This window comes from Rhodococcoides sp. S146-33 (assembly GCF_059489205.1).
In genome coordinates this window covers 194,649-217,931 of record NZ_JCAJWY010000004.1, presented here as the reverse complement: position 1 = coordinate 217,931, position 23,283 = coordinate 194,649, and the positions used below count along the sequence as shown (strand labels likewise).

The 23,283-nt window shown below is 64.7% G+C and carries 22 protein-coding genes and 2 tRNA genes; 13 read left to right on the top strand and 11 right to left on the bottom strand.

The annotated features are described in order from the left end of the window. The first annotated feature begins 112 nt into the window (after positions 1–112). The 3 genes from AC5WEY_RS18865 to AC5WEY_RS18855 all read left to right on the top strand — a co-directional run bounded on the left by AC5WEY_RS18865 (position 113) and on the right by AC5WEY_RS18855 (position 1,572). Positions 113–775: an HNH endonuclease gene (locus AC5WEY_RS18865; protein ID WP_196249161.1), complete on the top strand. Its 663-nt coding sequence runs from the start codon at positions 113–115 to the stop codon at positions 773–775. Positions 776–857: 82 nt separating this feature from the next. Next, positions 858–1,109 (top strand): aa3-type cytochrome oxidase subunit CtaJ, encoded by a 252-nt coding sequence (gene ctaJ, locus AC5WEY_RS18860; protein WP_057479856.1) that lies wholly within the window; start codon positions 858–860, stop codon positions 1,107–1,109. Beyond that, a complete protein-coding gene (locus AC5WEY_RS18855; protein WP_495647045.1) occupies positions 1,096–1,572 on the top strand; it encodes a DUF5130 family protein in 477 nt (158 codons plus the stop codon). The genes ctaJ and AC5WEY_RS18855 overlap by 14 nt, the downstream gene beginning before the upstream one ends. A gap of 96 nt (positions 1,573–1,668) precedes the next feature. On the opposite strand, the gene pepN is transcribed toward AC5WEY_RS18855, so the two are convergent. Continuing rightward, complete coding sequence (gene pepN, locus AC5WEY_RS18850; RefSeq protein WP_495647044.1) at positions 1,669–4,242, bottom strand: aminopeptidase N; 2,574 nt, start codon at positions 4,240–4,242, stop codon at positions 1,669–1,671. 157 nt (positions 4,243–4,399) lie between these two features. Here pepN and AC5WEY_RS18845 point away from each other — a divergent pair, with 157 nt between their 5' ends. Beyond that, positions 4,400–5,017 carry a mycothiol-dependent nitroreductase Rv2466c family protein gene (locus AC5WEY_RS18845; RefSeq protein WP_057479859.1) on the top strand — a complete coding sequence of 206 codons (618 nt, stop codon included), beginning with the start codon at positions 4,400–4,402 and terminating at the stop codon, positions 5,015–5,017. Between the two features lie 61 nt (positions 5,018–5,078). Here the strand turns inward: AC5WEY_RS18845 and AC5WEY_RS18840 are convergent, their stop codons facing one another. After that, on the bottom strand, positions 5,079–5,741 hold the full coding sequence (locus AC5WEY_RS18840; protein ID WP_495647043.1) for a DUF429 domain-containing protein: 663 nt from the start codon (positions 5,739–5,741) through the stop codon (positions 5,079–5,081). Between the two features lie 16 nt (positions 5,742–5,757). Here AC5WEY_RS18840 and AC5WEY_RS18835 point away from each other — a divergent pair, with 16 nt between their 5' ends. Together AC5WEY_RS18835 and AC5WEY_RS18830 are read left to right on the top strand one after the other, a co-directional pair. Continuing rightward, positions 5,758–6,237, top strand: a complete 480-nt coding sequence (locus AC5WEY_RS18835) for a ribose-5-phosphate isomerase (protein ID WP_032379225.1) — start codon at positions 5,758–5,760, stop codon at positions 6,235–6,237. Then, positions 6,238–7,032 carry an Fpg/Nei family DNA glycosylase gene (locus AC5WEY_RS18830; protein ID WP_495647042.1) on the top strand — a complete coding sequence of 265 codons (795 nt, stop codon included), beginning with the start codon at positions 6,238–6,240 and terminating at the stop codon, positions 7,030–7,032. On the opposite strand, the gene AC5WEY_RS18825 is transcribed toward AC5WEY_RS18830, so the two are convergent. Together AC5WEY_RS18825 and AC5WEY_RS18820 are read right to left on the bottom strand one after the other, a co-directional pair. Beyond that, a complete protein-coding gene (locus tag AC5WEY_RS18825) occupies positions 7,029–7,817 on the bottom strand; it encodes a DUF1542 domain-containing protein (RefSeq protein ID WP_495647041.1) in 789 nt (262 codons plus the stop codon). The two genes, AC5WEY_RS18830 and AC5WEY_RS18825, sit on opposite strands and share 4 nt — an antisense overlap. A gap of 111 nt (positions 7,818–7,928) precedes the next feature. Further along, a tRNA-Gly gene (locus tag AC5WEY_RS18820) sits at positions 7,929–8,002 on the bottom strand. Positions 8,003–8,172: 170 nt separating this feature from the next. Here AC5WEY_RS18820 and AC5WEY_RS18815 point away from each other — a divergent pair. The 5 genes from AC5WEY_RS18815 to clpX all read left to right on the top strand — a co-directional run bounded on the left by AC5WEY_RS18815 (position 8,173) and on the right by clpX (position 12,735). Then, positions 8,173–8,246, top strand: a tRNA-Pro gene (locus AC5WEY_RS18815). Positions 8,247–8,358: 112 nt separating this feature from the next. Beyond that, positions 8,359–9,738, top strand: coding sequence for a trigger factor (tig, locus tag AC5WEY_RS18810; protein ID WP_495647040.1), 1,380 nt, complete (start codon positions 8,359–8,361; stop codon positions 9,736–9,738). Between the two features lie 100 nt (positions 9,739–9,838). Continuing rightward, entirely contained in the window at positions 9,839–10,471 is a 633-nt protein-coding gene (locus tag AC5WEY_RS18805; RefSeq protein WP_495647039.1) for an ATP-dependent Clp protease proteolytic subunit, read from the top strand. Positions 10,472–10,518: 47 nt separating this feature from the next. Then, positions 10,519–11,160 carry an ATP-dependent Clp protease proteolytic subunit gene (locus AC5WEY_RS18800; RefSeq protein ID WP_008715342.1) on the top strand — a complete coding sequence of 214 codons (642 nt, stop codon included), beginning with the start codon at positions 10,519–10,521 and terminating at the stop codon, positions 11,158–11,160. A 294-nt stretch (positions 11,161–11,454) separates the two neighbouring features. Continuing rightward, the gene (gene clpX, locus AC5WEY_RS18795; RefSeq protein WP_032379220.1) at positions 11,455–12,735 is read left to right on the top strand and encodes an ATP-dependent Clp protease ATP-binding subunit ClpX; all 1,281 of its coding nucleotides are present in this window, start codon (positions 11,455–11,457) and stop codon (positions 12,733–12,735) included. A gap of 70 nt (positions 12,736–12,805) precedes the next feature. Here clpX and AC5WEY_RS18790 read toward each other — a convergent pair whose 3' ends face one another. The 3 genes from AC5WEY_RS18790 to AC5WEY_RS18780 form a co-directional block, all read right to left on the bottom strand. Further along, positions 12,806–13,603, bottom strand: coding sequence for an N-acyl homoserine lactonase family protein (locus AC5WEY_RS18790; protein ID WP_495647038.1), 798 nt, complete (start codon positions 13,601–13,603; stop codon positions 12,806–12,808). Between the two features lie 6 nt (positions 13,604–13,609). Then, entirely contained in the window at positions 13,610–14,968 is a 1,359-nt protein-coding gene (locus tag AC5WEY_RS18785; protein ID WP_495647037.1) for an MFS transporter, read from the bottom strand. Between the two features lie 179 nt (positions 14,969–15,147). Beyond that, positions 15,148–15,825 carry a TetR/AcrR family transcriptional regulator gene (locus tag AC5WEY_RS18780; protein WP_495647036.1) on the bottom strand — a complete coding sequence of 226 codons (678 nt, stop codon included), beginning with the start codon at positions 15,823–15,825 and terminating at the stop codon, positions 15,148–15,150. 110 nt (positions 15,826–15,935) lie between these two features. Here AC5WEY_RS18780 and AC5WEY_RS18775 point away from each other — a divergent pair, with 110 nt between their 5' ends. Both AC5WEY_RS18775 and AC5WEY_RS18770 read left to right on the top strand, forming a co-directional pair. After that, positions 15,936–16,829 carry a shikimate dehydrogenase gene (locus tag AC5WEY_RS18775; RefSeq protein ID WP_495647035.1) on the top strand — a complete coding sequence of 298 codons (894 nt, stop codon included), beginning with the start codon at positions 15,936–15,938 and terminating at the stop codon, positions 16,827–16,829. Between the two features lie 56 nt (positions 16,830–16,885). Continuing rightward, the gene (locus AC5WEY_RS18770; protein ID WP_495647169.1) at positions 16,886–18,718 is read left to right on the top strand and encodes a sugar phosphate isomerase/epimerase and 4-hydroxyphenylpyruvate domain-containing protein; all 1,833 of its coding nucleotides are present in this window, start codon (positions 16,886–16,888) and stop codon (positions 18,716–18,718) included. Between the two features lie 7 nt (positions 18,719–18,725). On the opposite strand, the gene AC5WEY_RS18765 is transcribed toward AC5WEY_RS18770, so the two are convergent. From AC5WEY_RS18765 to pcaB, 4 genes are read right to left on the bottom strand one after another with little or no spacing between them, the layout of a single operon-like run. Further along, positions 18,726–19,937, bottom strand: a complete 1,212-nt coding sequence (locus tag AC5WEY_RS18765) for an acetyl-CoA C-acetyltransferase (protein WP_495647034.1) — start codon at positions 19,935–19,937, stop codon at positions 18,726–18,728. Continuing rightward, positions 19,930–20,751, bottom strand: coding sequence for an IclR family transcriptional regulator (locus AC5WEY_RS18760; protein ID WP_495647033.1), 822 nt, complete (start codon positions 20,749–20,751; stop codon positions 19,930–19,932). The genes AC5WEY_RS18765 and AC5WEY_RS18760 overlap by 8 nt, the downstream gene beginning before the upstream one ends. Next, positions 20,748–21,917, bottom strand: coding sequence for a bifunctional 3-oxoadipate enol-lactonase/4-carboxymuconolactone decarboxylase PcaDC (gene pcaDC / locus AC5WEY_RS18755; protein WP_495647032.1), 1,170 nt, complete (start codon positions 21,915–21,917; stop codon positions 20,748–20,750). Before pcaDC ends, AC5WEY_RS18760 begins: the two co-directional genes overlap by 4 nt. Beyond that, positions 21,914–23,263 carry a 3-carboxy-cis,cis-muconate cycloisomerase gene (pcaB, locus tag AC5WEY_RS18750; RefSeq protein WP_495647031.1) on the bottom strand — a complete coding sequence of 450 codons (1,350 nt, stop codon included), beginning with the start codon at positions 23,261–23,263 and terminating at the stop codon, positions 21,914–21,916. The genes pcaDC and pcaB overlap by 4 nt, the downstream gene beginning before the upstream one ends. Positions 23,264–23,283 lie beyond the last annotated feature (20 nt).

The window sequence follows — 23,283 nt, the reverse complement described above, 5'->3', positions numbered from 1 at the left end:
GCAACAGGAAATGCGAAGAAAAAGGCTGTGCGCGGGCGGTGCATTCGTGTTCCACTGTGAATCGTGTTCCACGCAAGCCATGCGCGGGCGCCGACTGCTTCTGGAGTAACGCATGAAGAACTCTCAACATCGCCACCGACAACTCCCGCCCACTGAGGGCCGCATCGCGCACGACCAGCGTGAGACGGCCTCGGGGGCTTCTCCGCTGCGCGTGGTGCCGACGGCCCACGATGCCACGGGCGACGACGCCGTGCCGGCGTGGGTCAAGCGCCGTGTGCTGCTCCTCAACGCCACATTCGAACCACTGACCGCGCTTCCGATGCGCCGGGCGGTGGTTCTTCTCGTTTGTGGCAAGGCCGACGTGGTGCACGACGATCCGGAAGGACCGTTCATTCGATCGGCCGGGTTCTCGGTGCAGGTGCCGTCGGTGATCAGGCTGCGGACCTTCGTTCGCGTTCCGTATCGCGCCCGAGTGCCGATGACTCGGGCCGCGCTGATGCATCGCGACCGCTTCCGGTGTGCGTACTGCGGGAGCAAGGCCGAGACCGTCGATCACGTGGTACCGCGCAGCCGCGGGGGCGGTCACTCGTGGGAGAACTGTGTCGCGTGTTGCGCGTCATGCAATCACCGCAAGGCCGACAAACTCCTCAGCGAGATCGGGTGGACGCTGCGCGCGCAGCTGGTGCCACCGAAGGGCCCGCACTGGCGTCTGTTGGCGACGACGAAGGAGTTGGACCCTAGTTGGCTGGCGTATCTCGGCGAGGGTGCGGCCTGACGGTCGACCGGTGTGACCATTTCGGTCACAACACCGGGCCCGACGTGGTCCGACGCGCAATTGTCGACTAACGTCACACCCTGTGAGCATTTTTGAGACCACGCTGATTTTCGGGGTGATTCCGGCTGCGGTGATCGGAATCATCGGCGCGTTGTCCTACCTGACCGACAAGCAGCCCGGTATGGATGTTCCTCCCTACCGACTGACGGACGAGTGGACGCGCGAGCCATTGCTGTGGAGCGCAACGGACGAGGTGACTCCCTTCGGAGGCCACGGATCGCACGATGCCGACGCAGCCGACTCGATCGGAGGTGCTGCAAGTGGCAAGTGGTGAACTCGTCCGCAGCGACATCAGGGAAGAAGATCTGCCGTTCGGGGCTGCTGTGACCGCGAGCGGTCGCGTCTCGGCTGCTCACGAGTTCGGGACGGTCAATCCGGAGCACCTGCCTTTCGCGACGCAGGAGTTGGTGGCCCTCGACGACGCGCTGACCGAGGCGACTCGGCAGACCAAGATTCGGTTCAACATCTACATCGGTGATCTCGGAGACGATCCGGCCGCAGGTGTCGAGTCGGTATTTCCGGGAACACCCGACGCCGTTCGATCGATTCTGATCGCCGTCGACCCCAACCGGCACGCCCTCGAGATTCGCAGTGGTAAGCGAGTATCGAACCGCGCGACCGACCGGGTTGCGCAGTTGGGTGTGACCGCCGCTCTCGGCCCGTTCCGCGACGGCAACCTGATCGACGGTCTGGTTGCCTCCGTGCGGGTGATGGCTGCGTCGATCCTCAGTCCCTAGCGTTCGCACTCAACTCCTGAGCGCGCTCTGACGACCAGGGCCGGTTGCTTCACCTCGAGGTGAAGCGACCGGCCCTGGTCGCGTCTGTGGGAGCGATCAGCTCGCGTCGAACTCCCGCGCTGCAAGGGCCCGAACGACCCCTGCCCGTCCCTCTATCACCAGACGACGGAGCGCCGGAGGCAGTTCGCCGTCCAGGAACCCGTCTGCGGCCGCCAGTGACTGTTCACTGATCGACCAGGAGGGGTACAGCCCGATCACGACGGTTTGCGCAACCTCGCTGGATCGACGAGACCAGACCCCCTCGATGGCATCGAAGTAGCGGGCGACGTAGGGCTCGAGCAATTCACCCTGGCCGGGTCCCGCAAAGCCACCGATGATCGAGCGCGCCGTGATGTTCGGCACCGAGTCGTCGTCGACGACCGTCGCCCAGGCCTGCTCTTTGACCTCTGCGCTCGGTCGCGCGGCTCGCGCAGCCGCAGCCGACCGCGCTCCGGCGGCCGTGTTGTCTGCGCTCGCTTCCGCATCGATGACCGGCGAATCAAGCCCGTCGGAGTCGATCGCCCCGGCCCCGGCCAGCGCCGTGAGGATTCGCCACCGCAGATCGGTGTCGACGTCGAGGCCGGACAGGGATTGCCCGTCGACATCGCCGTCGAGGAGCGCGCGAAGCACCTCGATGTGGCGGTCACCGAGTTCGATACCGGTGAGGGCGTTGACGAAGGCCAGTTGATGATCCGAGCCTGCCTCGGCCGTGCGGGCCAGTTCGAGCAGTGCGTCGGCGAACTCGGGGGTGCCGTGCTCGGCTGCCCAGGCCGGGTCGGCGTAGCTGGTGATGGCGGTCTGTGCCTGCAGCAGAAGGCGTTGCACCACACCCACTTCGGTCTCGCCGCCGATCCCGCGCTGGACGAGGGCAACGAAATCTCGGGCCTTCATCTCGGCCGATCGAGTCATCTCCCACGCTGCCGACCACGCGAGGGTGCGGGGGAGTGGTTCGGCGATGTCGCCGATCCGAGACAGGAGCGTATCGAGCGAGTCCGGATCCAGACGTACCGCGCAGTACGTCAGGTCGTCGTCGTTCACCAGAACCAGCTTGCCTCGCGAGACGCCGACCAGCGCATCGACATTCGTCGATTCGGCTGCATCGAGATCGAGTTCCACTCGGTCGGTGCGCACCAGCTTGCCGTCGACGTCGTCGTAGATGCCGACGGCGATGCGGTGCACTCGATGCTCGCCTGCACCCGGTGCGGCACCGCTCTGCCGAACCGCGAAGCGCGTGAACTTACCGTCGGCATCGACGTCGAAGTCCGGGCTCAGGGTATTGAGGCCGGTGGTCCGCAGCCACTGTGTGCCCCAGTCGGACAGGTCGCGCCCCGACGACTTCTCCAGGGCGGACAGCAGATCCGAGAAGGTGGCATTGGCGAAGGCGTGGTCGACGAAGTAGGCCCGCAGCCCGGCCAGAAAGTCTTCCTTGCCCACGTAGGCCACCAATTGCTTCAACACACTCGCGCCCTTGGCGTAGGTGATGCCGTCGAAGTTGACCTCCACCGCGGCGAGGTCGGGGATGTCTGCAGCGATGGGATGCGTCGAGGGCAGCTGATCCTGGCGGTACGCCCACGCCTTCTCGACATTGGCGAACGTGGTCCATGCGTTCGTGTACTCGGTGGACTCGGACTGGCAGAGAACCGATGCGAACGTGGCGAACGATTCGTTGAGCCACAGATCGTCCCACCAGGTCATGGTCACCAGGTCACCGAACCACATATGGGCCATCTCGTGCAGCACGGTCTCGGCGCGACGCTCGTAGGAGGCGCGGGTCACCTTGGACCGGAAGACGTAGTCCTCGAGGTACGTGACGGCACCGGCGTTCTCCATGGCACCGGCGTTGAACTCGGGCACGAAGAGCTGGTCGTACTTGCCGAAGGCGTACGGGGTGCCGAAGTTCTCGTGGTAGAAACCGAAGCCCTGCTTGGTCTCGGTGAACAGGCGCTCCGCGTCCATGTGTTCGGCAAGCGTTGCGCGGCAGTAGATTCCGAGCGGAATGGTGCCGTGCTCGTCGGTGTAGGAGTCGGTCCACTCCGCGTAGGGTCCCGCGATCAGCGCGACGAGATAGGTACTCATCAGCGGGGTCGTGTCGAATACGTGCTCTCCGGCGGCAGGCTCGGCACCGTGCGCGGCATTGGAGATCACGGTCCAGCTCTCGGGAGCGGTGACCTTCAGGTCGAAGGTGGCCTTGAGATCGGGTTGATCGAAGCAGGCGAACATGCGCTTGGCGTCGGCGGTCTCGAACTGCGAGTACAGGTACACCGAACCGTCCGACGGGTCGACGAATCGGTGCAGGCCTTCGCCGGTATGCGAGTAGAGGCAGTCCGCGTCGATCACGAGTTCGTTGTGTTCGGCCAGATCGTCGAGGGCGATTCCCGTCGACTCGTCGTAGTTCGCAGTGTCGAGGGCGGTGCCGTTGAGCGTCGCGGAGCGAATCGTGCCCGCAACGATGTCCACGAAAGTCGACGATCCGGCGGTGGCCGCGAACGTGATGGTGGTGAGCGAGCGGAACGTCTTCTCGCCCGGATTGCCTTCGCCGTCGGTGAGATCGAGAACGATCGCGTACTTCGTATCCCCGATGATCGCCGAACGTTCGGAGGCTTGGTCACGCGTCAGGTTGGGAGCAACCACTTCAGTCGACACCTCTTCGTGTAGTTATGGGTAGTGCCGTCCATCCCATCACGTCACGAGTGGCTCGCGCTGGCCGACCGGTAGGGCGGAATGTATGCGCGGTGGGCGGTTGTTATCGCAAGAAGAGATGTTGACCTCGACTTCCAAGGAGTAGACAGTGGCCGGTTCAGGACAGAAAGACACCGCGGATTTTTGGTTCGACCCACTGTGCCCGTGGTGCTGGATCACCTCGCGCTGGATTCTCGAGGTGCAGCAGGTACGAGACATCGACGTGAACTTCCATGTCATGAGCTTGGCCGTGCTCAACGAGGGTCGCGATCTGCCCGAGGAATACGCCGCGATGATGAAGAAGGCGTGGGGTCCGGTTCGAGTGGCGATCGCCGCCGCGAAGCTGAAGGGGGACGAGATCCTCTCCCCGCTGTACAGCGCCATGGGTACGCGAATCCACAACGAGGGCAACAAGGATTTCGACGTCGTCATCGCGGAGTCGTTGGCCGAACTGGACCTGCCTGCCGATCTCGCGAAGGCAGCCGAGAGCACCGACTACGACGAGGACCTGCGCACCAGCCATCACGCCGGAATGGACAAGGTGGGCCCGGACGTGGGCACCCCGACGATCCACGTCAACGGAGTCGCATTCTTCGGCCCGGTGATCTCGCGCATCCCGCGGGGCGAGGAGGCGGGCAAGCTGTGGGACGCCTCGGTGATCTTCGCGTCGTACCCGCACTTCTTCGAGCTCAAGCGCACCCGTGACGAGGACCCGCAGTTCGATTGAGGGTGCACACCCACGTGCGCGGAAATTCGTAGCAGGAGTCGAATTTTCACGCACGAGGGACTCAGGCGACTATTCGATCCGACGCGTCGGCGGTACCGAACACTCGGTGCTCGCCGACGTGGAATCGTCTGGCCGACCACGCGGCTGCGGCGGCATCCAGAAAGTCGTCGACGGCGGGTCCTGCCGGCAGATCTGCCAGGTCGAGGTGCTCGATCCACCGCGCGAGCGCAGCCAAACGCTGTCCGACGCCGCGGCCGCTCTTCTTCGATGTGAACGTCGTCGCCGGTGACATTGCCCGAAACGAACATTCGGGATGTACCTCGACGTAGATGTCCGGATCGAACTCCGCGTCGCGCCATGCCTGTACAGCGGGCAGGATGTGCCAGGTCTGCTTGCTGATCGCCTTGCCGGTGATCTTCCGCGAGAGTGCGCAGGCCTGCTCGTATGTAGAAGCGTCGAGAACGCCGGCGACGGGCGTGTGGAATATCGAGCTTCGTGCCGGGCCGAGAAACGCTTTCGCCTCCAGCTCGCTGATCCGATACCCGTCCGCAGGCAGAGACAGTGGCATGTCGACGCCCACTCGCGCGCAGTCTCGGGTGTGCTCCAGTACCTCGGCCACAGAGGTGCACCCGTTCCACGTCAGCCTCGCGCCGTCGAAGACCGCAACGACCCACGCGCCCTTCGCACCGTCGACACCGGCGAATTTCTCGGCTCGTGAGTTCACCTGTCAGACTCTAGGCATGCGCGTATACCTGGGTGCCGACCACGCCGGCCTCGAGTTCAAGAATCAGATCATCGAACACCTGACGGCAACCGGGCACGAGCCCGTCGACTGCGGTGCCTTCGACTACGACCCCGTCGACGACTACCCGGCCTTCTGCATCGACGCGGCACGTCGCGTCGTCGCAGACCCGGGCAGCCGAGGCCTCGTGCTCGGCGGATCCGGAAACGGCGAGCAGATCGCTGCGAACAAGGTGCCGGGCGCTCGTTGCGCACTGGCGTGGAGCGTCGAGACCGCGAAGCTGGCTCGCGAGCACAACGATGCTCAGCTCATCGGCATCGGTGGCCGCATGCACACGTTGCCCGAAGCGCTCGCCATCGTCGACGCTTTCCTCGGCACTCCGTTCTCGGGCGAAGAGCGCCACCAGCGCCGCATCGACATCCTGTCCGAGTACGAGCGTAGTGGCGAGGCACCCGAGGTTCCGGGAAAGCCCGCCTAGGTGCCCGAAGGTCATACCCTGCACCGACTCGCTCGGCTGCATCAACGACGGTTCGGCGGGGCACCGGTCGAGGCGAGCAGTCCTCAGGGACGGTTCACCTCCGGTGCCGCGTTGATCGATGGACTCGTGCTCGAGAGTGCCGAGGCCTGGGGCAAACATCTGCTGCACCGCTACGAGACCGATCTGATCGTGCACATTCACCTCGGCCTGTACGGAAAGTTCACCGAACATGCAGTGCCACTGGACGATCCGGTGGGTGCTGTGCGTCTGCGCATGGTGGGGGAGAAGTTCGGTGCCGATCTTCGCGGTCCCACCGCCTGTGAGATCTATACCGAAGAGCAGGTCGACGCCCTGGTGGCGCGCCTGGGGCCGGACCCGCTGCGTAAGGACGCCGACTCCGACGCCGCCTGGGTACGAATCTCCAAGTCGCGCACCGCAATCGGCACTCTGCTGATGGATCAGAAGGTGCTGGCCGGTGTCGGGAACGTCTATCGCGCCGAGATCCTTTTTCGTCATGAGATCAATCCGATGCGACCGGGGAAGGACCTCGATCGTGGAGAGTGGGACGCGATCTGGTTCGACCTCGTCGAGCTGATGAAGATCGGTGTTCGACGCGGTCGCATCATCACCATCCGGCCCGAGGACGATCACGGAGACACCTACGGTGCCCGTCGACCCCGCTCGTACGTCTACCGCAGGCAGGGCCTTCCGTGCCGAGTGTGCGGCACGGAAATCCTGCACTCGACGATGCAGGCGCGAAACCTGTTCTGGTGCCCCGTGTGTCAGGCCACCTAGAACCCGCCGAAATCGCCTCCGCCTCCGCCGCCGTCGAAGAAGCCACCGCTGTCTCCGCCGTCGAAGAATCCGCCGCCGTCGTTACCCGCTCCCGCATCGTCGCCGGTGTAGTCGTCGCCGCCGGACCCATCGCCGGAGCCGTCGGCTCCGATGTCTCCGCCCGCCGCCGTCTCGTCCGGAACTCCGGCCATGCCGGAGAACATCGCCGAGAACAGGAACATCGAGCCCATTCCCCACGCGCCGGCGACCAGGGCGGGCCGCCACCACGGCTCGGAGTACCAGCCGGCAGGGACCGGACGGCCTGCAACTCGGCCGCCTGGATAGTAGTTCGGGGTGCGGTCCGACGGATCCGGTGAAGCCGCGATCTCCCGGCCCTCGAAGTCGACCTTGCGCTCCTCGGTGACTCGACCCGCCTGCTGCTGGCCGTCGATGCCCTGCACCTCCGGGCCGGGGTCCATGCCCATCGCCAGGCGCGCGGCGCGGATGTAGTACAGCCCTTCCAGCGCCGTCTGCTTGGCCAGTCGGGCCTGTTCGGGGGTAGTGGCCTGGTCGATCTGCGACCCGGCGGCGATGTTGCGCTCGGACGCGTCGGCCAGGGCCTGCTTGGACGGTGTGTCGGTGCCGACCAGGTTGTAGACCTGGCCGCCGAGGCGTTCGATCGACTGGCGGGCGTCGGCCTTGGCGTCGGCCAGCGCAGTCTCGGCCGCAGCAGCCGCGTTCTTCTTGCTTCGCAGCACCAAGAAGGCCACTACGGCGATGACGAGGACGATCAGGACTATTTCCATTTCGGGCCTTCCGCCGACGGTGCATGTCCGGTTCGTTCGGACAATTCGGACTCCGTTTCAGGGTACGCGGACACGAAAAAGCCCCGCACTGACAGTGCGGGGCTTTTTCGGTGGAGCCGATGACGAGAATCGAACTCGCGTAGCCTGTTTGGAAGACAGGGGCTCTACCATTGAGCTACATCGGCATGCAAACAACAGTCGTGGGATCGCCAGTTCCGTCGCCTGCGTTTCAAGACTGTACCCAAAGCCATTGCCGGATTCCAAACCGGCATGCCGCGCCGGGTTCGCTCGAACGCCATCGGTGGGGCGCCGATGAGGGGCTACTATCGGTTGCTGTTCAATGGTGTGGGTACGACGGGGTGTGGCGCAGCTTGGTAGCGCATCCGCTTTGGGAGCGGAGGGTCGCAGGTTCAATTCCTGTCACCCCGACAAATGAGGGCCGCAGGCACGGTTCGCCGTGTTCGCGGTGAGCGAGGTAAGACCGCAAGCCAGCACCGTACGCACCACCAGCAAGCAAGAATTACCAGAAGGAGCATGTCCCGTGAAGAGCACCGTCGAGCAGCTGAGCCCGACGCGAGTCCGTATCAACGTTGAGGTGCCCTTCGAGGAGCTCAAGCCTGATTTCGACCGCGCGTACAAGGCTTTGGCTCAGCAGATCCGCCTCCCCGGATTCCGTCCCGGCAAGGCTCCGGCCAAGTTGCTCGAAGCGCGCGTCGGCCGCGGTGCGGTACTCGAGCAGGTCGTCAACGACGCTCTTCCCGCTCGTTACTCCGAGGCCGTGACCAACGAGAAGGTCAAGGTCATCGGCCAGCCCGAGATCGAGATCACCAAGATCGAAGACGGCACCGAGCTCACGTTCACGGCCGAGGTCGACGTGCGTCCCGAGATCGCGTTGCCGGACTACTCGACCATCAGCGTCGTCGTCGACCCGCTCGAGGTCAAAGACGAGGCCGTCGACGAGCAGCTGCAGTCGCTGCGCCAGCGTTTCGGCACCCTGACCGGTGTCGATCGTCCCGTCCAGTCCGGTGACTTCGTCTCGATCGACCTCTCGGCCACCGTCGACGGCGAGAACGTCGAAGAGGCAACCGCGAGCGGACTGTCCCACGAGGTCGGCTCCGGCCAGCTCATCGAAGGACTCGACGACGCAATCATCGGCGTCTCCGCGGACGAGTCGAAGGAGTTCACCTCCACCCTGGTCGCCGGGGAGTACGCAGGCAAGGAAGCAGTCGTCACGGTCAAGGTCGTGTCCGTAAAGGAGCGCGAGCTGCCCGAGGCCGACGACGAGTTCGCCCAGCTCGCCAGCGAGTTCGATACGTTCGACGAGTTGCTCGCCGATCTGAAGACGCGTGTCGAGCGGGTCGCGAAGGTCGAGCAGGCCGGTCAGATCCGCGACAAGGTACTCGAGACGCTGCTCGACACGCTCGAGATTCCGGCTCCCGAGGCCGTCGTCAAGGCCGAGGTCGATTCCCAGGTGCACGAGGCCATTCACGGTCTCGATCACAACGAGGAAGCGCTCGCCGAGTTGCTCGAGTCGCAGGGTTCGAGCCGCGAGGAGTTCGACAAGGACGTCAAGGAGGGTGCCGAGAAGTCGGTACGCACTCAGCTCTTGCTCGACGCCATCGCCGAGGCCGAGAACACTCAGGTCGGCCAGGACGAGCTGACCGAGCGGATCATCTTCCAGGCGCAGCGCTACGGCATGCCGCCCGAGCAGTTCATCCAGCAGGTGCAGCAGGCCAACCAGCTCGGTGCCGTGTTCGCCGACGTCAAGCGCGGCAAGGCTCTTGCTTCGGTCGTCGAGCGTGTCACGGTGACCGACACCAACGGAGCCAGCGTCGACACGGCAGAGCTGTTCGGCAGCCCTGCCGATGCTCCCGACGAGGTCGAAGCAGCTGATTCTTCCGAGGGCGAACAAGAGAAGTAACGCTCACAGCGAACGACGGCGGTTCCGGGACTCCGGGGCCGCCGTCTTTCGTTAGTGTCTGTGTCAGGAACCAACGATTTGTTATGAAAAGGCAGGTACCGTGACTGTTCAGAATCCGGCGGCTTCGCACGAGCAGAGTCCCGTCATGACTTCGGCCGCAGCAGGGTTGAATCTCAGCGACTCCGTGTACGAGCGTCTGCTTCAAAACCGCATCATTTTCCTCGGTACCCAGGTCGACGACGACATCGCCAACAAGTTGTGCGCCCAGATCCTGTTGCTCTCTGCCGAGGATGCCACTCGCGACATCTCGCTGTACATCAACTCGCCCGGTGGTTCGGTCACCGCGGGCATGGCGATCTTCGACACCATGGAATTCGCGGAGTGCGACATCGCCACCTACGGGATGGGTCTGGCCGCTTCGATGGGCCAGTTCCTGCTCTCGGCCGGTGCGAAGGGCAAGCGGTACGCCCTGCCGCACGCGCGCATCATGATGCATCAGCCTTCGGCCGGTATCGGCGGCAGCGCTTCCGACATCGCGATCATGGCCGAGCAGTTCGCGCACACCAAGCGTGAGATGGCCGAGCTCATCGCTCAGCACACCGGCCAGACCGTCGAGCAGATCACCGAGGATTCCGACCGTGACCGGTGGTTCACGGCACAGGCGGCCAAGGAATACGGGTTCGTGGATCACGTCGTCAGCCGCGCGCGGCAGGCCGGCGGAGTCGGCGAGTAATTCGGCCGCTACCGGCGACCCTCGATCACTCACATCTTGGAGAAACGATGACAAACCTGTTCGATCCCAATCAGTTGCCGTCCTCGCGGTACATCCTTCCGTCCTTCGTCGAGCACTCGAGCTACGGCGTCAAGGAGTCGAACCCGTACAACAAGCTGTTCGAGGAGCGCATCATCTTCCTCGGCGTCCAGGTCGACGATGCGTCTGCCAACGACGTCATGGCACAGCTGCTGGTGCTCGAGGGCCTCGACCCCGACCGTGACATCACGATGTACATCAACTCGCCCGGTGGGTCGTTCACCTCGCTGATGGCCATCTACGACACGATGCAGTACGTCCGCGCCGACGTGGCAACAGTGTGCCTCGGCCAGGCGGCTTCGGCTGCCGCGGTACTACTCGCCGCCGGCACCCCCGGCAAGCGCGCAGCTCTGCCGAACGCACGAGTGCTGATCCACCAGCCCTCGAGCGGCGGAATCCAGGGCCAGGTTTCGGACCTCGAGATCCAGGCCGCCGAGATCGAACGCATGCGTCGACTCATGGAGACCACCCTCGGCCGCCACACCGGCAAGGACCCCGACGTCATCCGCAAGGACACCGATCGCGACAAGATCCTCACCGCGGAGCAGGCCAAGGACTACGGCATCATCGACACCGTGTTCGAGTACCGCAAGCTGTCCGCACAGAAGTAGGACAGCGAGTTTCACCGGTCGGGCCGTGACGGTCCGGCTCGAGTTCCGGCGCCGGGTGTGAGTGAAAAACTCCGCCCGGCGATCGTGATCTACGGCCCGAATGTCGGAACAGACGAAATCGGGTGGCGAATCACCGGAAACAACCCGCCCATGTTCGGCGAACACGGGTAGCGTCGCACCCAAGAACTTGGGCGAGCGATATCGGCATCACGAAAGCCCGGGAAGTAGCCCACGGCGTCTCGGCACTGTCGGACGGCGTGGGGCGTACGCGGACAAGGAAGTAGGAACCTCCGAATGGCACGCATCGGTGACGGTGGCGATCTGCTGAAGTGCTCGTTCTGCGGCAAGAGCCAGAAGCAGGTCAAGAAGCTCATTGCTGGACCAGGGGTGTACATCTGCGATGAGTGCATCGACCTGTGCAACGAGATCATCGAGGAGGAGTTGGCCGAATCGAGCGAAGTCAAGCTCGACGACCTACCCAAGCCCTCCGAGATCAAGGATTTTCTCGAGAACTACGTGATCGGTCAGGACGCTGCCAAGCGCACGCTGGCCGTTGCGGTCTACAACCACTACAAGCGCATCCAGGCCGGCGACAAGGCCCGTGATGTGCGGGGCGAGTCGGTCGAACTGGCCAAGTCCAACATTCTGATGCTCGGACCGACCGGCTGCGGAAAGACATATCTTGCGCAAACGTTGGCCAAGATGCTCAACGTGCCGTTCGCCATCGCCGACGCCACCGCGCTCACCGAGGCCGGGTACGTGGGCGAGGACGTCGAGAACATCTTGCTCAAGCTGATCCAGGCCGCCGATTACGACGTCAAGCGGGCCGAGACCGGCATCATCTACATCGACGAGGTCGACAAGATCGCTCGTAAGAGCGAGAACCCGTCGATCACGCGAGATGTGTCCGGCGAGGGCGTTCAGCAGGCTCTGCTGAAGATTCTCGAGGGAACTCAGGCCAGTGTGCCGCCGCAGGGCGGTCGCAAGCATCCGCATCAGGAATTCATCCAGATCGACACCACGAACGTTCTCTTCATCGTCGCCGGTGCTTTCGCCGGCCTCGAGAAGATCGTGTCCGATCGTGTCGGCAAGCGAGGTCTGGGATTCGGGGCCGAGGTTCGCTCCAAGGCCGAGATCGACACCCAGGATCACTTCGCCGAGGTCATGCCAGAGGATCTGATCAAGTTCGGACTGATCCCCGAGTTCATCGGCCGACTGCCGATGATCGCGTCGGTGACGAACTTGGACAAGGAATCGCTCGTCACGATTCTGTCAGAGCCGAAGAACGCGCTCGTCAAGCAGTACCGTCGCCTGTTCGACATGGACGGCGTCGAGCTCGAGTTCACTGCCGAGGCCCTGGACGCAATTGCCGATCAGGCGATTCTTCGCGGTACCGGTGCTCGTGGACTGCGCGCCATCATGGAAGAAGTTCTGCTGCCGGTGATGTACGACATCCCCAGCCGGGACGACGTCGAGAAGGTCGTTGTCACCGCGGAGACTGTCAACGACAACGTGCTGCCGACCATCGTGCCGCGCAAGCCCGAGCGACCGGAGCGTCGCGACAAGTCGGCCTGACGGTCCCACTGAACACCACGAGCCCCGATCATCGAAACGATGATCGGGGCTCGTGTCGTCTGTGGCCTGTTCAGCCGACTCTCACAACGTATGGATGACGCTCGATCGACGTGAATCGCGCGGACACCAGTGGGTCGTGACCGGGCACGATGTGCTCGGGACCATCGGCCAGTTCCTTGATTCTGTCGAAGGCCCCGAACATGTCCGGTAGGCAGTGCAGTATCGCGAATGGGCTGTCGGACTCGATGTTCTCGTAGAAGTGACTGGCATCGGAGGCCAGCACGACGTTCCCGCGCGCGGTACGTAGTCGAACGACCTGCATTCCCGCGGTATGGCCGCCGACGGAGTGCACCGACAGGCCGGGGAGCAGCTCACTGTCGCCGTCCACGAGGTCGAGTCGCGAGCTCGCGGCCACGTGATCGATATCCGGTCGGGAGTGCAACCACTGCTCTTGGCCGATTCGTTCGGCCCACGGACCGTTCCAGTACTCGAGTTCGCGTTGCTGCAGGACGTAGCGGGCTCGCGGCATGTCGGCGACGATTCCCGTGTGGTCGTAATGCAGATGGGTCAACACACAGAGATCGATGTCGCCGGGCGCGATGCCCAGGCGACCGATGATGTCGAGCGGGGAGCCGAAGTACTCGAGCCCGGGCATTCCACTCGCTGTGGACGGTGCAATACCGGCGTCGATCAGAACAGTGTCGGTGTGGGATACGGCGAGCCACACGTAGTAGGCGGTGGGGTGTGGCTCGCCGCCACGGTCGTCGGCATAGTGGAAGTGGCTGCTGCGCACTGCGGTTCGACTCGCGTACTGCACAGCGAACACCCGCCACTGGCCTGCCGTGTCAGGCCGCACGTCGTCGATCATCGATGGTCAGTGCGAGTTCGCGGTAGCGGCATCCGCGATACGAGGCTTCGTACCGAGCTCCTCGGTCGGGGTCCGGAACGTTTCCTTGGAGGTGGAGACGATGGCGACGTTGACTGCACAGAACACCGCGGTAACGATGGCGACCGGTAGCCAGGCGCTGATCTCGGCACCGGCGATCGCTCCGGCGATGGTCGGCGCGAATCCTGCGATGGCAAAACCGATCTGGGTACCGAGAGCGGTGCCGGTCAGACGCACCCGAGCCGGGAACATCTCGCCGTAGAACGAGGGCCAGACGCCACCGGTGGCACTGTGCACGAATCCGAACATCACGATGCCGAGGACGAAGATCAGTGCGTAGTTGCCGATCGAGATGGACCAGAGGTAGCCGAACATGAGGATGGCGCAGCCGATCGATCCGAAGAGGAACACCGGCTTGCGGCCGATGCGGTCGGAGAGCGAACCGAAGAAGGGCAGCGCGAACAGTGCGACGACGTTGGCGAGTACGCCGACCCACAGCATCGGAGTGCGTTCGAGGCCAACGGTATTGACGGCATACGACAGCGCGTAGACGGTGAAGATGGTGCTGACAGAGGCGATGACAGCGGCGAACATGACGCGAAGAACGGCGCGCCAATGGTCGGCCAGAAGTTCGGCCAAGGGCAGGCGCTGCGGTTCGTTGGATGCGACCTCTTCCTCGAACACCGGGGTCTCGTCGAGGGAACGACGGATGAGGAACGCGGCCACGACGACAAAAGCACTGAGGAAGAACGGGATTCGCCAACCCCAGCTGAGCAGCTGGTCCTCGGGAAGCATGGCGACGGGCAGGAACACCGCCGTGGCGAGGATTTGGCCACCCTGAGTACCGCTGAGAGTGAAGCTGGTGAAGAACGCACGCCGGTTGTCCGGAGCGTGCTCGAGTGTCATCGAGTTGGCACCCGCCTGCTCGCCGCCGGCGGAGAATCCTTGCGCGAGTCGGAGCAGGACGAGGATGATCGGCGCGGCGATTCCGATGGATTCGTAGGAGGGCAGGACGCCGACACCGAGGGTCGCGATACCCATCAACAGGACGGTGGCGACCATGACCTTCTTGCGACCGTAACGATCACCGATGTGGCCGAGGACCAGGGCGCCGAGCGGACGTGCGAGGTAGCCGACGCCGAAGGTGGCCAGGGCCAGCAGAGTTCCGGTCGCCGGGTCGGAGCCCGGGAAGAACACGCGGCCGAAGACGAGGGCGGCTGCGGTGCCGTAGATGAAGAAGTCGTAGTACTCGAGGGCGCTTCCGACCCACGCGGCGGTCGCCGCTTTGCGCGGGTTCGCCCCGGGGCGAAGTGGCGTCGGGTGGGTACCAGGGGTGTGCGAATCCATCGTTCTCGTGTCTCTCTTCGTGAGGCGGGGGAGCTCAGGCGCTGGTCGACGACGCGTTCTACGGCGATCGGACCGCTAATGTACTAAACGGTTAACACCGGGTGCCTCTGAATAGTGAACGTGATCCATGCCACGTGTCAACCCCTGAAGTGACGAGACCTACCGAGAGAGCGCAAATATCAACGAGAAGGCGAGGTCAGGAACGCGATGATCATGTCCCCGAGCATGGAGCGCAGGCGTTCTCGGTGTGCGACATCGGTCAGATCTCGGCCGAACAGGGCCTCGAACGTGTAGCGATTGGACAGTCGGAACACGCAGAAGCTGCTGATCGCCATGTGGATGTCGAGGGCATCGACATCGGTGCGGAAGAGCCCCTGGGCCTGCCCGCGGGTGAGAATGTCGCCCAACAGTTCGGCGGCCGGGTTGCCGAGATTGCTCAACGCCTCCGAGGTGGTGATGTGCTCGCCGCGCAGGATGTTCTCGGTGGACACCAACCGGATGAAGTCGGGGTTCTGCTCGTGATGATCGAAGGTGAGCGACGCGATGGCCCGAATGGCCTCCACCGGCCCGAGTCCCTCGACGTCCACCGCTCGTTCCCGCTCGCGGATGCGCAGGTACGACCGCTCCAGGACTGCCTTGTACAGCCCTTCCTTGTCGGTGAAGTAGTAGTACAACATTCGTTTGGTGGTGTGCGTTCGCTCGGCGATCTCGTCGATTCGTGCTCCGGCAAAACCCTTGTCTGCAAACTCCTCGGTCGCGACCTCGAGGATGTTGTGACGGGTCAGGTCGCTGTTGCGTCGACGCTTGACGGTGGGTCCGCTGCCGTCGTCGGACGGATCGGGTGCGCGCGCAGGCATGGATCAACTCTATCGCCGTCGATTGTGCGGAAAGGGTTGGGCGCGGGCCCATGGAGTAGTACCGTCGAGCTAACTCACCAATTCGTACATTAAGGCTCGAGGAGATCGACATGCCGGAATCCCTGCTCTGCGGGCTGATCGGGACGGGTATAGGCAAGTCGCTCACGCCTGCGATGCACGAGAAGGAGGGGATGGAGCAGGGGTTGACCTACCAGTACCGCATCATCGACCTCGATCGCCGCGGGTTGACCGTCGACGACCTGCCTCGTCTGGTGGAGACCGCGGCCGACCTCGGGTTTCGCGGATTGAACATCACCCACCCGTGCAAGCAACGCGTCCTCGGCTGCCTCGACGAGCTCTCCGAAGACGCTGCTCGGCTGGGAGCCGTCAACACCGTGGTGTTCGCGGACGGCCGAGCCATCGGCCACAACACCGACTGGTCCGGATTCGATCGCAACTTCGGCCGCGGCTTGCCGGGTGCCGACCTGGCCGACGTGGTCCAACTCGGTGCCGGGGGAGCAGGGGCGGCAGTTGCGTATGCGATGGCGCGCCGCGGAGCAGCCAGGCTCACCCTGGTCGACGCCGAACCTGTTCGAGCACAACAGCTCCGGGATTCTCTGTCGATTCTTTTTCCCTCTGTCGAGATGTTCGCGTCCGGCCTCGACAGCCTCGGACGCGTCCTCGACACCGCGACCGGCCTGGTGCACGCCACTCCGATCGGCATGGTGGAACATCCGGGATCGGCCGTGCCCGAGCGCCTCCTGCACCCGCGCATGTGGGTCGCCGAAGTTGTCTACCGACCGGCCGAGACCGAACTGCTCTCGACTGCAGCCGGCGTGGGCTGTCGCACGCTCAGCGGCACCGGCATGGCAGTCTTTCAGGCCGCCGATGCCTTCGAGATCTTTACCGGACGAACCGCCGATGCGGACCGCATGATCGCCCACATGCGTTCGTTGATCGAGCACGAGGATCGTGCTGCTGCTACTGCCGGGGCCCTCGCGTGAACGCGATCGCCACATCCGTGGCCACGGTCTCGCTCAGCGGATCCCTGGACGAGAAGATGCGTGCCATCGCCGAGGCCGGGTTCGACGGCTTCGAGGTGTTCGAGCCGGATCTCATCAGCTCACCCGACCTCCCCGAGGACATCGCGAAGAAGGCCGCCGATCTGGGGCTGACACTCGATCTCTATCAACCTTTTCGAGACGCCGACTCGGCGGACCCGGATCAGTTCGTCCGCAACCTCGTTCGCATCGAGCGCAAGTTCGACGTGATGGAACAGCTGGGATGCGATCTACTCCTGGTGTGCTCCTCGCCGCTGGCCGGAGCGGTGCGCGAGGACGGCGTTCTGATCGAACAGATGGCGATTCTGGCCGAGCGTGCGCACCGGCGTGGAATGCGACTGGCGTACGAGGCGCTCGCGTGGGGCACTCACGTCGATACTTACGGTCATGCCTGGGACATCGTTCGACAGGTCGACCATCCGGCCCTCGGAACCTGCCTGGACAGCTTCCACATCCTCTCCCGCGGTGACGATCCCGCGGGAATTCGCGACATCCCGGGCGAGAAGATCTTCTTCCTCCAGCTGGCCGATGCACCTCACCTGGTGATGGATGTGCTGCAGTGGAGCCGCCACCATCGGTGTTTCCCCGGGCAGGGCAACTTCGATCTTGCTCGCTTCGGCGCGGACGTGGTCGCCTCCGGATACACCGGCCCGTGGTCGCTCGAGATCTTCAACGACGTCTTTCGGCATTCCGATACCGGGAGAACGGCATCCGACGCCCATCGCTCCCTGCTGTACCTGCAGGAGCAAGTACGCGGTGTCGAAACACCCTCTGTAGAAACGGATCTGTTCTCGCCTCCGCCGCCCGGTCCGATCGAGAATGTCGTATCCCTCCGGATAGCGGCGGGGCCGGCGAAGGCAGCGCAGCTGGGTACCGTCCTGCGCCAGTTGGGTTTCGACCTGACCGCCGCACACAGCGAACACGGACTGTCGCTGTTCACCCAGGGCCCACTTGCGGTGGCGGTCGACACCACCGTGGACACGCTGTGGACTGCGCCCGGCGTCCCGGCCCACCTGCCCGCGCTGGCTCAGATCGGCGTCCGTAGTGAGCGGCCCGATCTGTGGCTCACGCGGGCCCGCGCCCTCGGCGTCACCGCATCCACCGTCACCATGCCCGGTGTTGCCGACGCGACCGACGCGGTGGTGCGTCTGGCCGTGACGGGTGCGACATCACTCGACCTGCGCAACCGAGACAGTGCGGGCGCCTGGCAGTCCGCGTTCGATCTGGTCCCCAGAACGGAGTCGAGGCTGAACACCGCAGTGGTGTCGGGAGTGGACCACATCGCGCTCGCCGTACCGGCCGAGAGCTGGGACGGGGTGATGCTGCTGCTGCGCTCGGTCTTCGGCATGGTTCCTCGCGACGGACAGGACGTCGTCGACGCGATCGGCCTGGTGCGAAGCCAGGCCCTCACCCTGGCTACCGACGGCGGCACGATTCGTCTCTCACTCAACATGGTTCCCGGCCGCCCGTCCGACGCGGATCCACTGCCTGCCGCCCGCCGCGGTGGCGTCGGACATGTGGCGTTCGGGTGCGAGGACATCTATGCCGCCGCGACGGCGATGACCGAACGTGGGCTGACGCCCCTGCGCATCTCTCCGAACTACTATCGCGATCTCGACGCGCGATTCGGCCTCGACTCCGCTGTGCTCGACGCGATGCAGCGCCTGGGAATCCTGTACGATGCAGACGCCGCAGGCGGTGAGTTCTTCCACTTCTTCACCGAAACCGTGGGTGACGACCTGTTCTTCGAGGTGGTTCAGCGCGTGGGCGGTTACGAGGGCTACGGGGAGACCAATTCGGCTGTGCGACTGGCGGCGCAACTGCAGAACTGACAGCTGGTCAGCCGATTCGCTCGAACACAGCAGCCAATCCCTGGCCGCCACCGATGCACATCGTCTCGAGTCCGTACCGAACCTCCCGGCGGTCCATCTCACGAAGCACAGTGGCAAGAATTCGGGCACCGGTGGCGCCGACCGGGTGGCCGAGCGAAATGCCGGAACCGTGCGGGTTCAGCCGCGCGTCGTCGGGTTCGATTCCCCACGACCGGGTGACGGCGAGGGCCTGGGCCGCGAAAGCCTCGTTGAGCTCGATGATTCCCATGTCGGCGAGGGTCAGGCCGAGGCGTCCGAGCGCTTTCGCGCTGGCGGGTACCGGCCCGATGCCCATGGTGCGCGGAGCGACACCGGCGACACCCCATCCTGCCAGTCGGGCCAGTGGTCGAAGGCCCAGCGCAGCAGCCTTTTCCGGAGTGGTGACAATCGCGAGCGCGGCACCGTCGTTCTGTCCGCTGGCGTTTCCGGCCGTGACCGTCGACTCGGGATCGATCGACGCGCGAATCGCCTTCAGCTTCGCCAGAGACTCCACGGTGGTGTCGGCACGAGGATGTTCGTCGGTGGTGACGAGCAGTGGGTCCGACTTACGTTGGGGCACGGATACTCCGACGATCTCCTCGGCGAACACTCCGCTGTTCTGCGCGGCGACCGCGCGCTGGTGGGATTGGACCGCCAACGCATCCTGATCAGCACGGCTGATCGAGAACTCGGCGCGAAGATTCTCTGCTGTTTCGATCATGCCGCCGGGAACGGGAAAATTCTTGCCGCCTGCGGTCACTCGTGCTCTCGCGAGTCGGTCGGCCAGGGCCACGGACTCCGCCTTGACGCCCCACCGCATACCGGTGGCGTAGAACTCGGTCTGGCTCATGCTCTCGACACCGCCGGCCAGAACCAGATCGTTGCCCCCCGACTGCACCTGCATGCAGGCTTGCAATATCGCTTGCAGGCCGGAGCCGCAACGGCGGTCGATCTGCATTCCGGGGACGTCGATCCCGAGGCCGGCATCGAGCGCGGCGACGCGTCCGATCGCCGGTGCATCACCGTTGGGGGACGCCTGACCCAGGATGACGTCGTCGATGTCGGCACCGGAAATGCCCGTCCGGGCAACGAGTTCGGCGATGACGGTGCCGGCGAGAGCCTGGGCGGAGATGTCGCGGAACTGACCGCCGAAGCGGCCGACCGGGGTTCGCAGGGGTTCGCAGATCACGGCGTCAGGCATGGGTGTTTCCTCGCTTGTCGTTGGGTCCGGTAGTGACCCGGAGCATGTCGGTCTCGATGGCATGGGTTGCGTCGAGCAAGGCCGGGAGCAGTTCGGTGCGCACTGCATCCGCCGAATGACGCGCGGCTTGAGTCGAGACGTTCGCCGCGGCGACGACTGCCCCGTTACCGTCGTGGATGGGTGCGGCGATCGATCGCAGTCCTTCTTCGAGTTCCTGGTCCACCAGACAGAAGCCCTCGGTCCGCACTCGTTCGAGTTCGCGTGCCAGGGCGTCGGACGAGATGATCGTCTTGCCGGTGAGCGGGGTCAGTCGAACTCGATCGAGATAGGCAGTGAGCTCGTCGGCCGGAAGGCCTGCGAGCAGTACCCGGCCCATCGAGGTGGCGAACGCAGGAAATCGCGTTCCGATGTTGATTCCGACAGTCATGATGCGGCTCACCGGTACTCGGGCGACGTATACGACATCGTCACCGTCGAGAATGGACACCGAGGACGATTCTCGTACCCGTTCTGCGAGAGCCTCCAGATGCGGTCCCGAGACTTCCGGCAGGGACAGGCTGGACAGATAGCTGTACCCGAGTTCGAGCACCCGCGGAGTGAGCCAGAACATCGAACCATCGGTACGGACGTAGCCGAGCTCGACGAGCGTGAGCAGAAACCGTCGGGCCGTGGCTCGGGTCAGTTCGGTTGCTCTCGCGACATCGGAGAGCGTCCGACGCGGATGTTCGGCGTCGAACGCTCGAATCACCGCAAGACCGCGGCCGAGTGACTGGACGTAGTCCGAGGACGGTGCCGGCGATTCCCCGGAGTTCACGAGGTACCCGAATCGGTCTCGGCGATGGCCGCGTTCGCCAGGCCGAATGCGCTGTTGCTGTTCGGAACTCCCGCGTACACCGCGGTGTGCAGAAACACCTCGCCCAGCTCGTCCGGTGCCAGCCCCGCGCGCAGCGCCGCGCGAATGTGCATGTCGAGCTCGTGCTGGTTGCCTACGGCCGTCAGAATCGCCAGGGTCAGCAGTCTGCGGGTGTGGTGGTCGAGTCCGGGACGATTCCAGATGTCACCCCATGCGGTGCGGGTGATGAAATCCTGGAACGGCGCGGTGAATTCGGTTCGCGCGGAGATGCTTCGGTCGACGTGAGCGTCGCCGAGGACACTGCGCCGCACCGCCATGCCGGTCTCGTGGGCCGCGGCTCGGCCGGCAGCGTAGGGAGCCGATCCGATGTGTGCGGCAATCGCTGTGGTGACGGGTCCGGCCTGCTCGACGTTGGCCAGGTGTGCGGCTGGGTCGAGCACTCGGAACGTCGAATCGGCGACGCCGTCGGCGATGATCTTCAGATCCTCCGGCGTGGTCGAGGGGTCCTGACGGCCTGCGATCACAAGGGTCGGGGCGCTGATTCGGCCGAGGTCGGCGCGAGAGTCCCAGTCGGACAACGCCTCACAGCATGCTGCGTAGCCCTCGTCGGACGTCTCGACGATCATCTGCCGATGCCGGTCGACGAGATCGGTGTCGCGAGCGGCGAGTTCGGGAGTGAACCACCGGTCGAGAACGGCGTCGGCCAACGAGGCGGTTCCGGCCGCGCGGACCGAGGCCGCGCGATCGAGCCACTGCGCGGGCTCACCGAACTTGGCCGAGGTACACAGCAGGGTCAGAGTGCGCACTCGCTCGGGTCGGTGGATGGCGATCCACTGCGAGACGGCACCTCCGAGCGAGAGACCTACCAGGTGAACGCGTTTCAGGTCCAATGAATCGAGGAGAGCCAGCACGTCTTCGGCCAGATCCGCGACGGAATACGGGCCGGACGGCACCGGTGACGCCCCGTGCCCACGGAGATCGACGGCGAGTACCCGGAACAAGGCGGAGAGCGGGCCGACTTGCGGGTTCCACATCGATCGATCGGAGCCGAGGGAACCGATCAGCACGACGGTCTCGGCGTCGGCGCTCGGTCCGTCGACGAGTTGGTGTGCCAGTGCGACGGTCATCGTGAGTCCTTCGATTCTGAGGTGGTGTCGGTGTCGAGGGTGAGCTCGGCCAGGATGGTGTCGACCAGATCGGACGCGTGGCCGAGATACGCGGCTGGGTCGAGCAACTCGCGGACCGTCGACGGTGTGAGAAATTCGGTGATCGCCGGATCGGTGTCCAACGGTGCTCCGGCAACGCATCGAGCGGTCACGATGTCCCGGGCATCGTTCGTATGGTGCGCCAGGGCTGCTGTGACCCGTTCGGCGAGGAGGGCTCCGCCCGTCGCATCGAGATTACGACCCATCACCTCGGGATGAATGTGTAGTCCGCCGAGACTGGTGGCGATCCGATGTGCTGCGCCGCCGGTGAGACGCAGCAGGTCCGTGATCGTCTCCCACTCGGCGTGCCAGGCTCCCGCGGCGCGCTGGTATTCGTGATCCATGTTCGAGAGCACCGTGGACACCGCCCCCGGTACCCGACGGGCTGCGGCGCGAGCAGTGATGGCAGCAACAGGATTTCGTTTGTGCGGCATCGCCGAGGATCCTCCCGGCGCGTCCTCGGATACCTCGCCGAGCTCGGTGGCCGACATCGACACGATGTCCCCGGCGATCTTCCCGATCGCCCCGGCGGCCGTGCCCACAGCGCAGGCCAGATCCGCGATTGCCGTGCGCTCGGTGTGCCAGGGCGCGACCTGCGGAGCCAGTGACAGTTCGGCAGCCAGCGCGGCCGCGATGGACGGGCCGTACGGATGCACGGCCGCGAGAGTGCCTGCGGCTCCTCCGTATTGAACCGAACAGGCCTGCCGAACGGCCGTCAGGCGGGTGCGCGCACGATGCAGTCCCGCCGTCCAGTTCGCGGCGACGAGGCCGAAGGTGGTGGGCAGGGCCTGCTGCCCGAGCGTGCGCGCTGCCATGGGTGTGGTCCGGTGCGCCAGCGCGAGATCGCGTGCAGCGAGGCACGCGTCGCCGAGCGAGTTCTCGATCACGGTGAGCGCGTTTCGCGAGATCAGCATCAGTGCCGTGTCCATGATGTCCTGGCTGGTGGCACCGGGATGCACTGCACTCCCGGGAACTGCGGACGCGGACACCGCCTCACGAAGCATCGTCACCAGCGGAATGACCGGATTTCCACCGGCGGCCGCGTCGGCTCCGAGTTGTGCGATGTCCAGGGTCGTCCCGAGTTCTCCGGCGGCTGCGGTGACGATGTCCGCATGTTCGGCGTCCACCAGTCCGACCGAGGCCGCGGCGCGTGAGAGCGCAGCTTCGACATCGAGCATCGCTGTCACCCAGGCGCGGTCGCCGACGAGCGGCGCGACGACGGCGCTACCGAACGTCGGGTCGAACAGTGCACCTCGCTCGGATGTCATTGTCCTCCTTCGTGAATCGA

What these genes read in the sequence shown, in the direction of transcription:
- AC5WEY_RS18780 (WP_495647036.1), bottom strand. Translation starts at nt 15,825, where the DNA reads ATGCCTGCGCGCGCACCCGATCCGTCCGACGACGGCAGCGGACCCACC.
- AC5WEY_RS18865 (WP_196249161.1), top strand. Translation starts at nt 113, where the DNA reads ATGAAGAACTCTCAACATCGCCACCGACAACTCCCGCCCACTGAGGGC.
- clpX (WP_032379220.1), top strand. Translation starts at nt 11,455, where the DNA reads ATGGCACGCATCGGTGACGGTGGCGATCTGCTGAAGTGCTCGTTCTGC.
- pcaB (WP_495647031.1), bottom strand. Translation starts at nt 23,263, where the DNA reads ATGACATCCGAGCGAGGTGCACTGTTCGACCCGACGTTCGGTAGCGCC.
- AC5WEY_RS18765 (WP_495647034.1), bottom strand. Translation starts at nt 19,937, where the DNA reads ATGCCTGACGCCGTGATCTGCGAACCCCTGCGAACCCCGGTCGGCCGC.
- AC5WEY_RS18785 (WP_495647037.1), bottom strand. Translation starts at nt 14,968, where the DNA reads ATGGATTCGCACACCCCTGGTACCCACCCGACGCCACTTCGCCCCGGG.
- pcaDC (WP_495647032.1), bottom strand. Translation starts at nt 21,917, where the DNA reads ATGACCGTCGCACTGGCACACCAACTCGTCGACGGACCGAGCGCCGAC.
- AC5WEY_RS18770 (WP_495647169.1), top strand. Translation starts at nt 16,886, where the DNA reads ATGCGTGCCATCGCCGAGGCCGGGTTCGACGGCTTCGAGGTGTTCGAG.
- AC5WEY_RS18835 (WP_032379225.1), top strand. Translation starts at nt 5,758, where the DNA reads ATGCGCGTATACCTGGGTGCCGACCACGCCGGCCTCGAGTTCAAGAAT.
- AC5WEY_RS18790 (WP_495647038.1), bottom strand. Translation starts at nt 13,603, where the DNA reads ATGATCGACGACGTGCGGCCTGACACGGCAGGCCAGTGGCGGGTGTTC.
- AC5WEY_RS18800 (WP_008715342.1), top strand. Translation starts at nt 10,519, where the DNA reads ATGACAAACCTGTTCGATCCCAATCAGTTGCCGTCCTCGCGGTACATC.
- AC5WEY_RS18825 (WP_495647041.1), bottom strand. Translation starts at nt 7,817, where the DNA reads ATGGAAATAGTCCTGATCGTCCTCGTCATCGCCGTAGTGGCCTTCTTG.
- AC5WEY_RS18775 (WP_495647035.1), top strand. Translation starts at nt 15,936, where the DNA reads ATGCCGGAATCCCTGCTCTGCGGGCTGATCGGGACGGGTATAGGCAAG.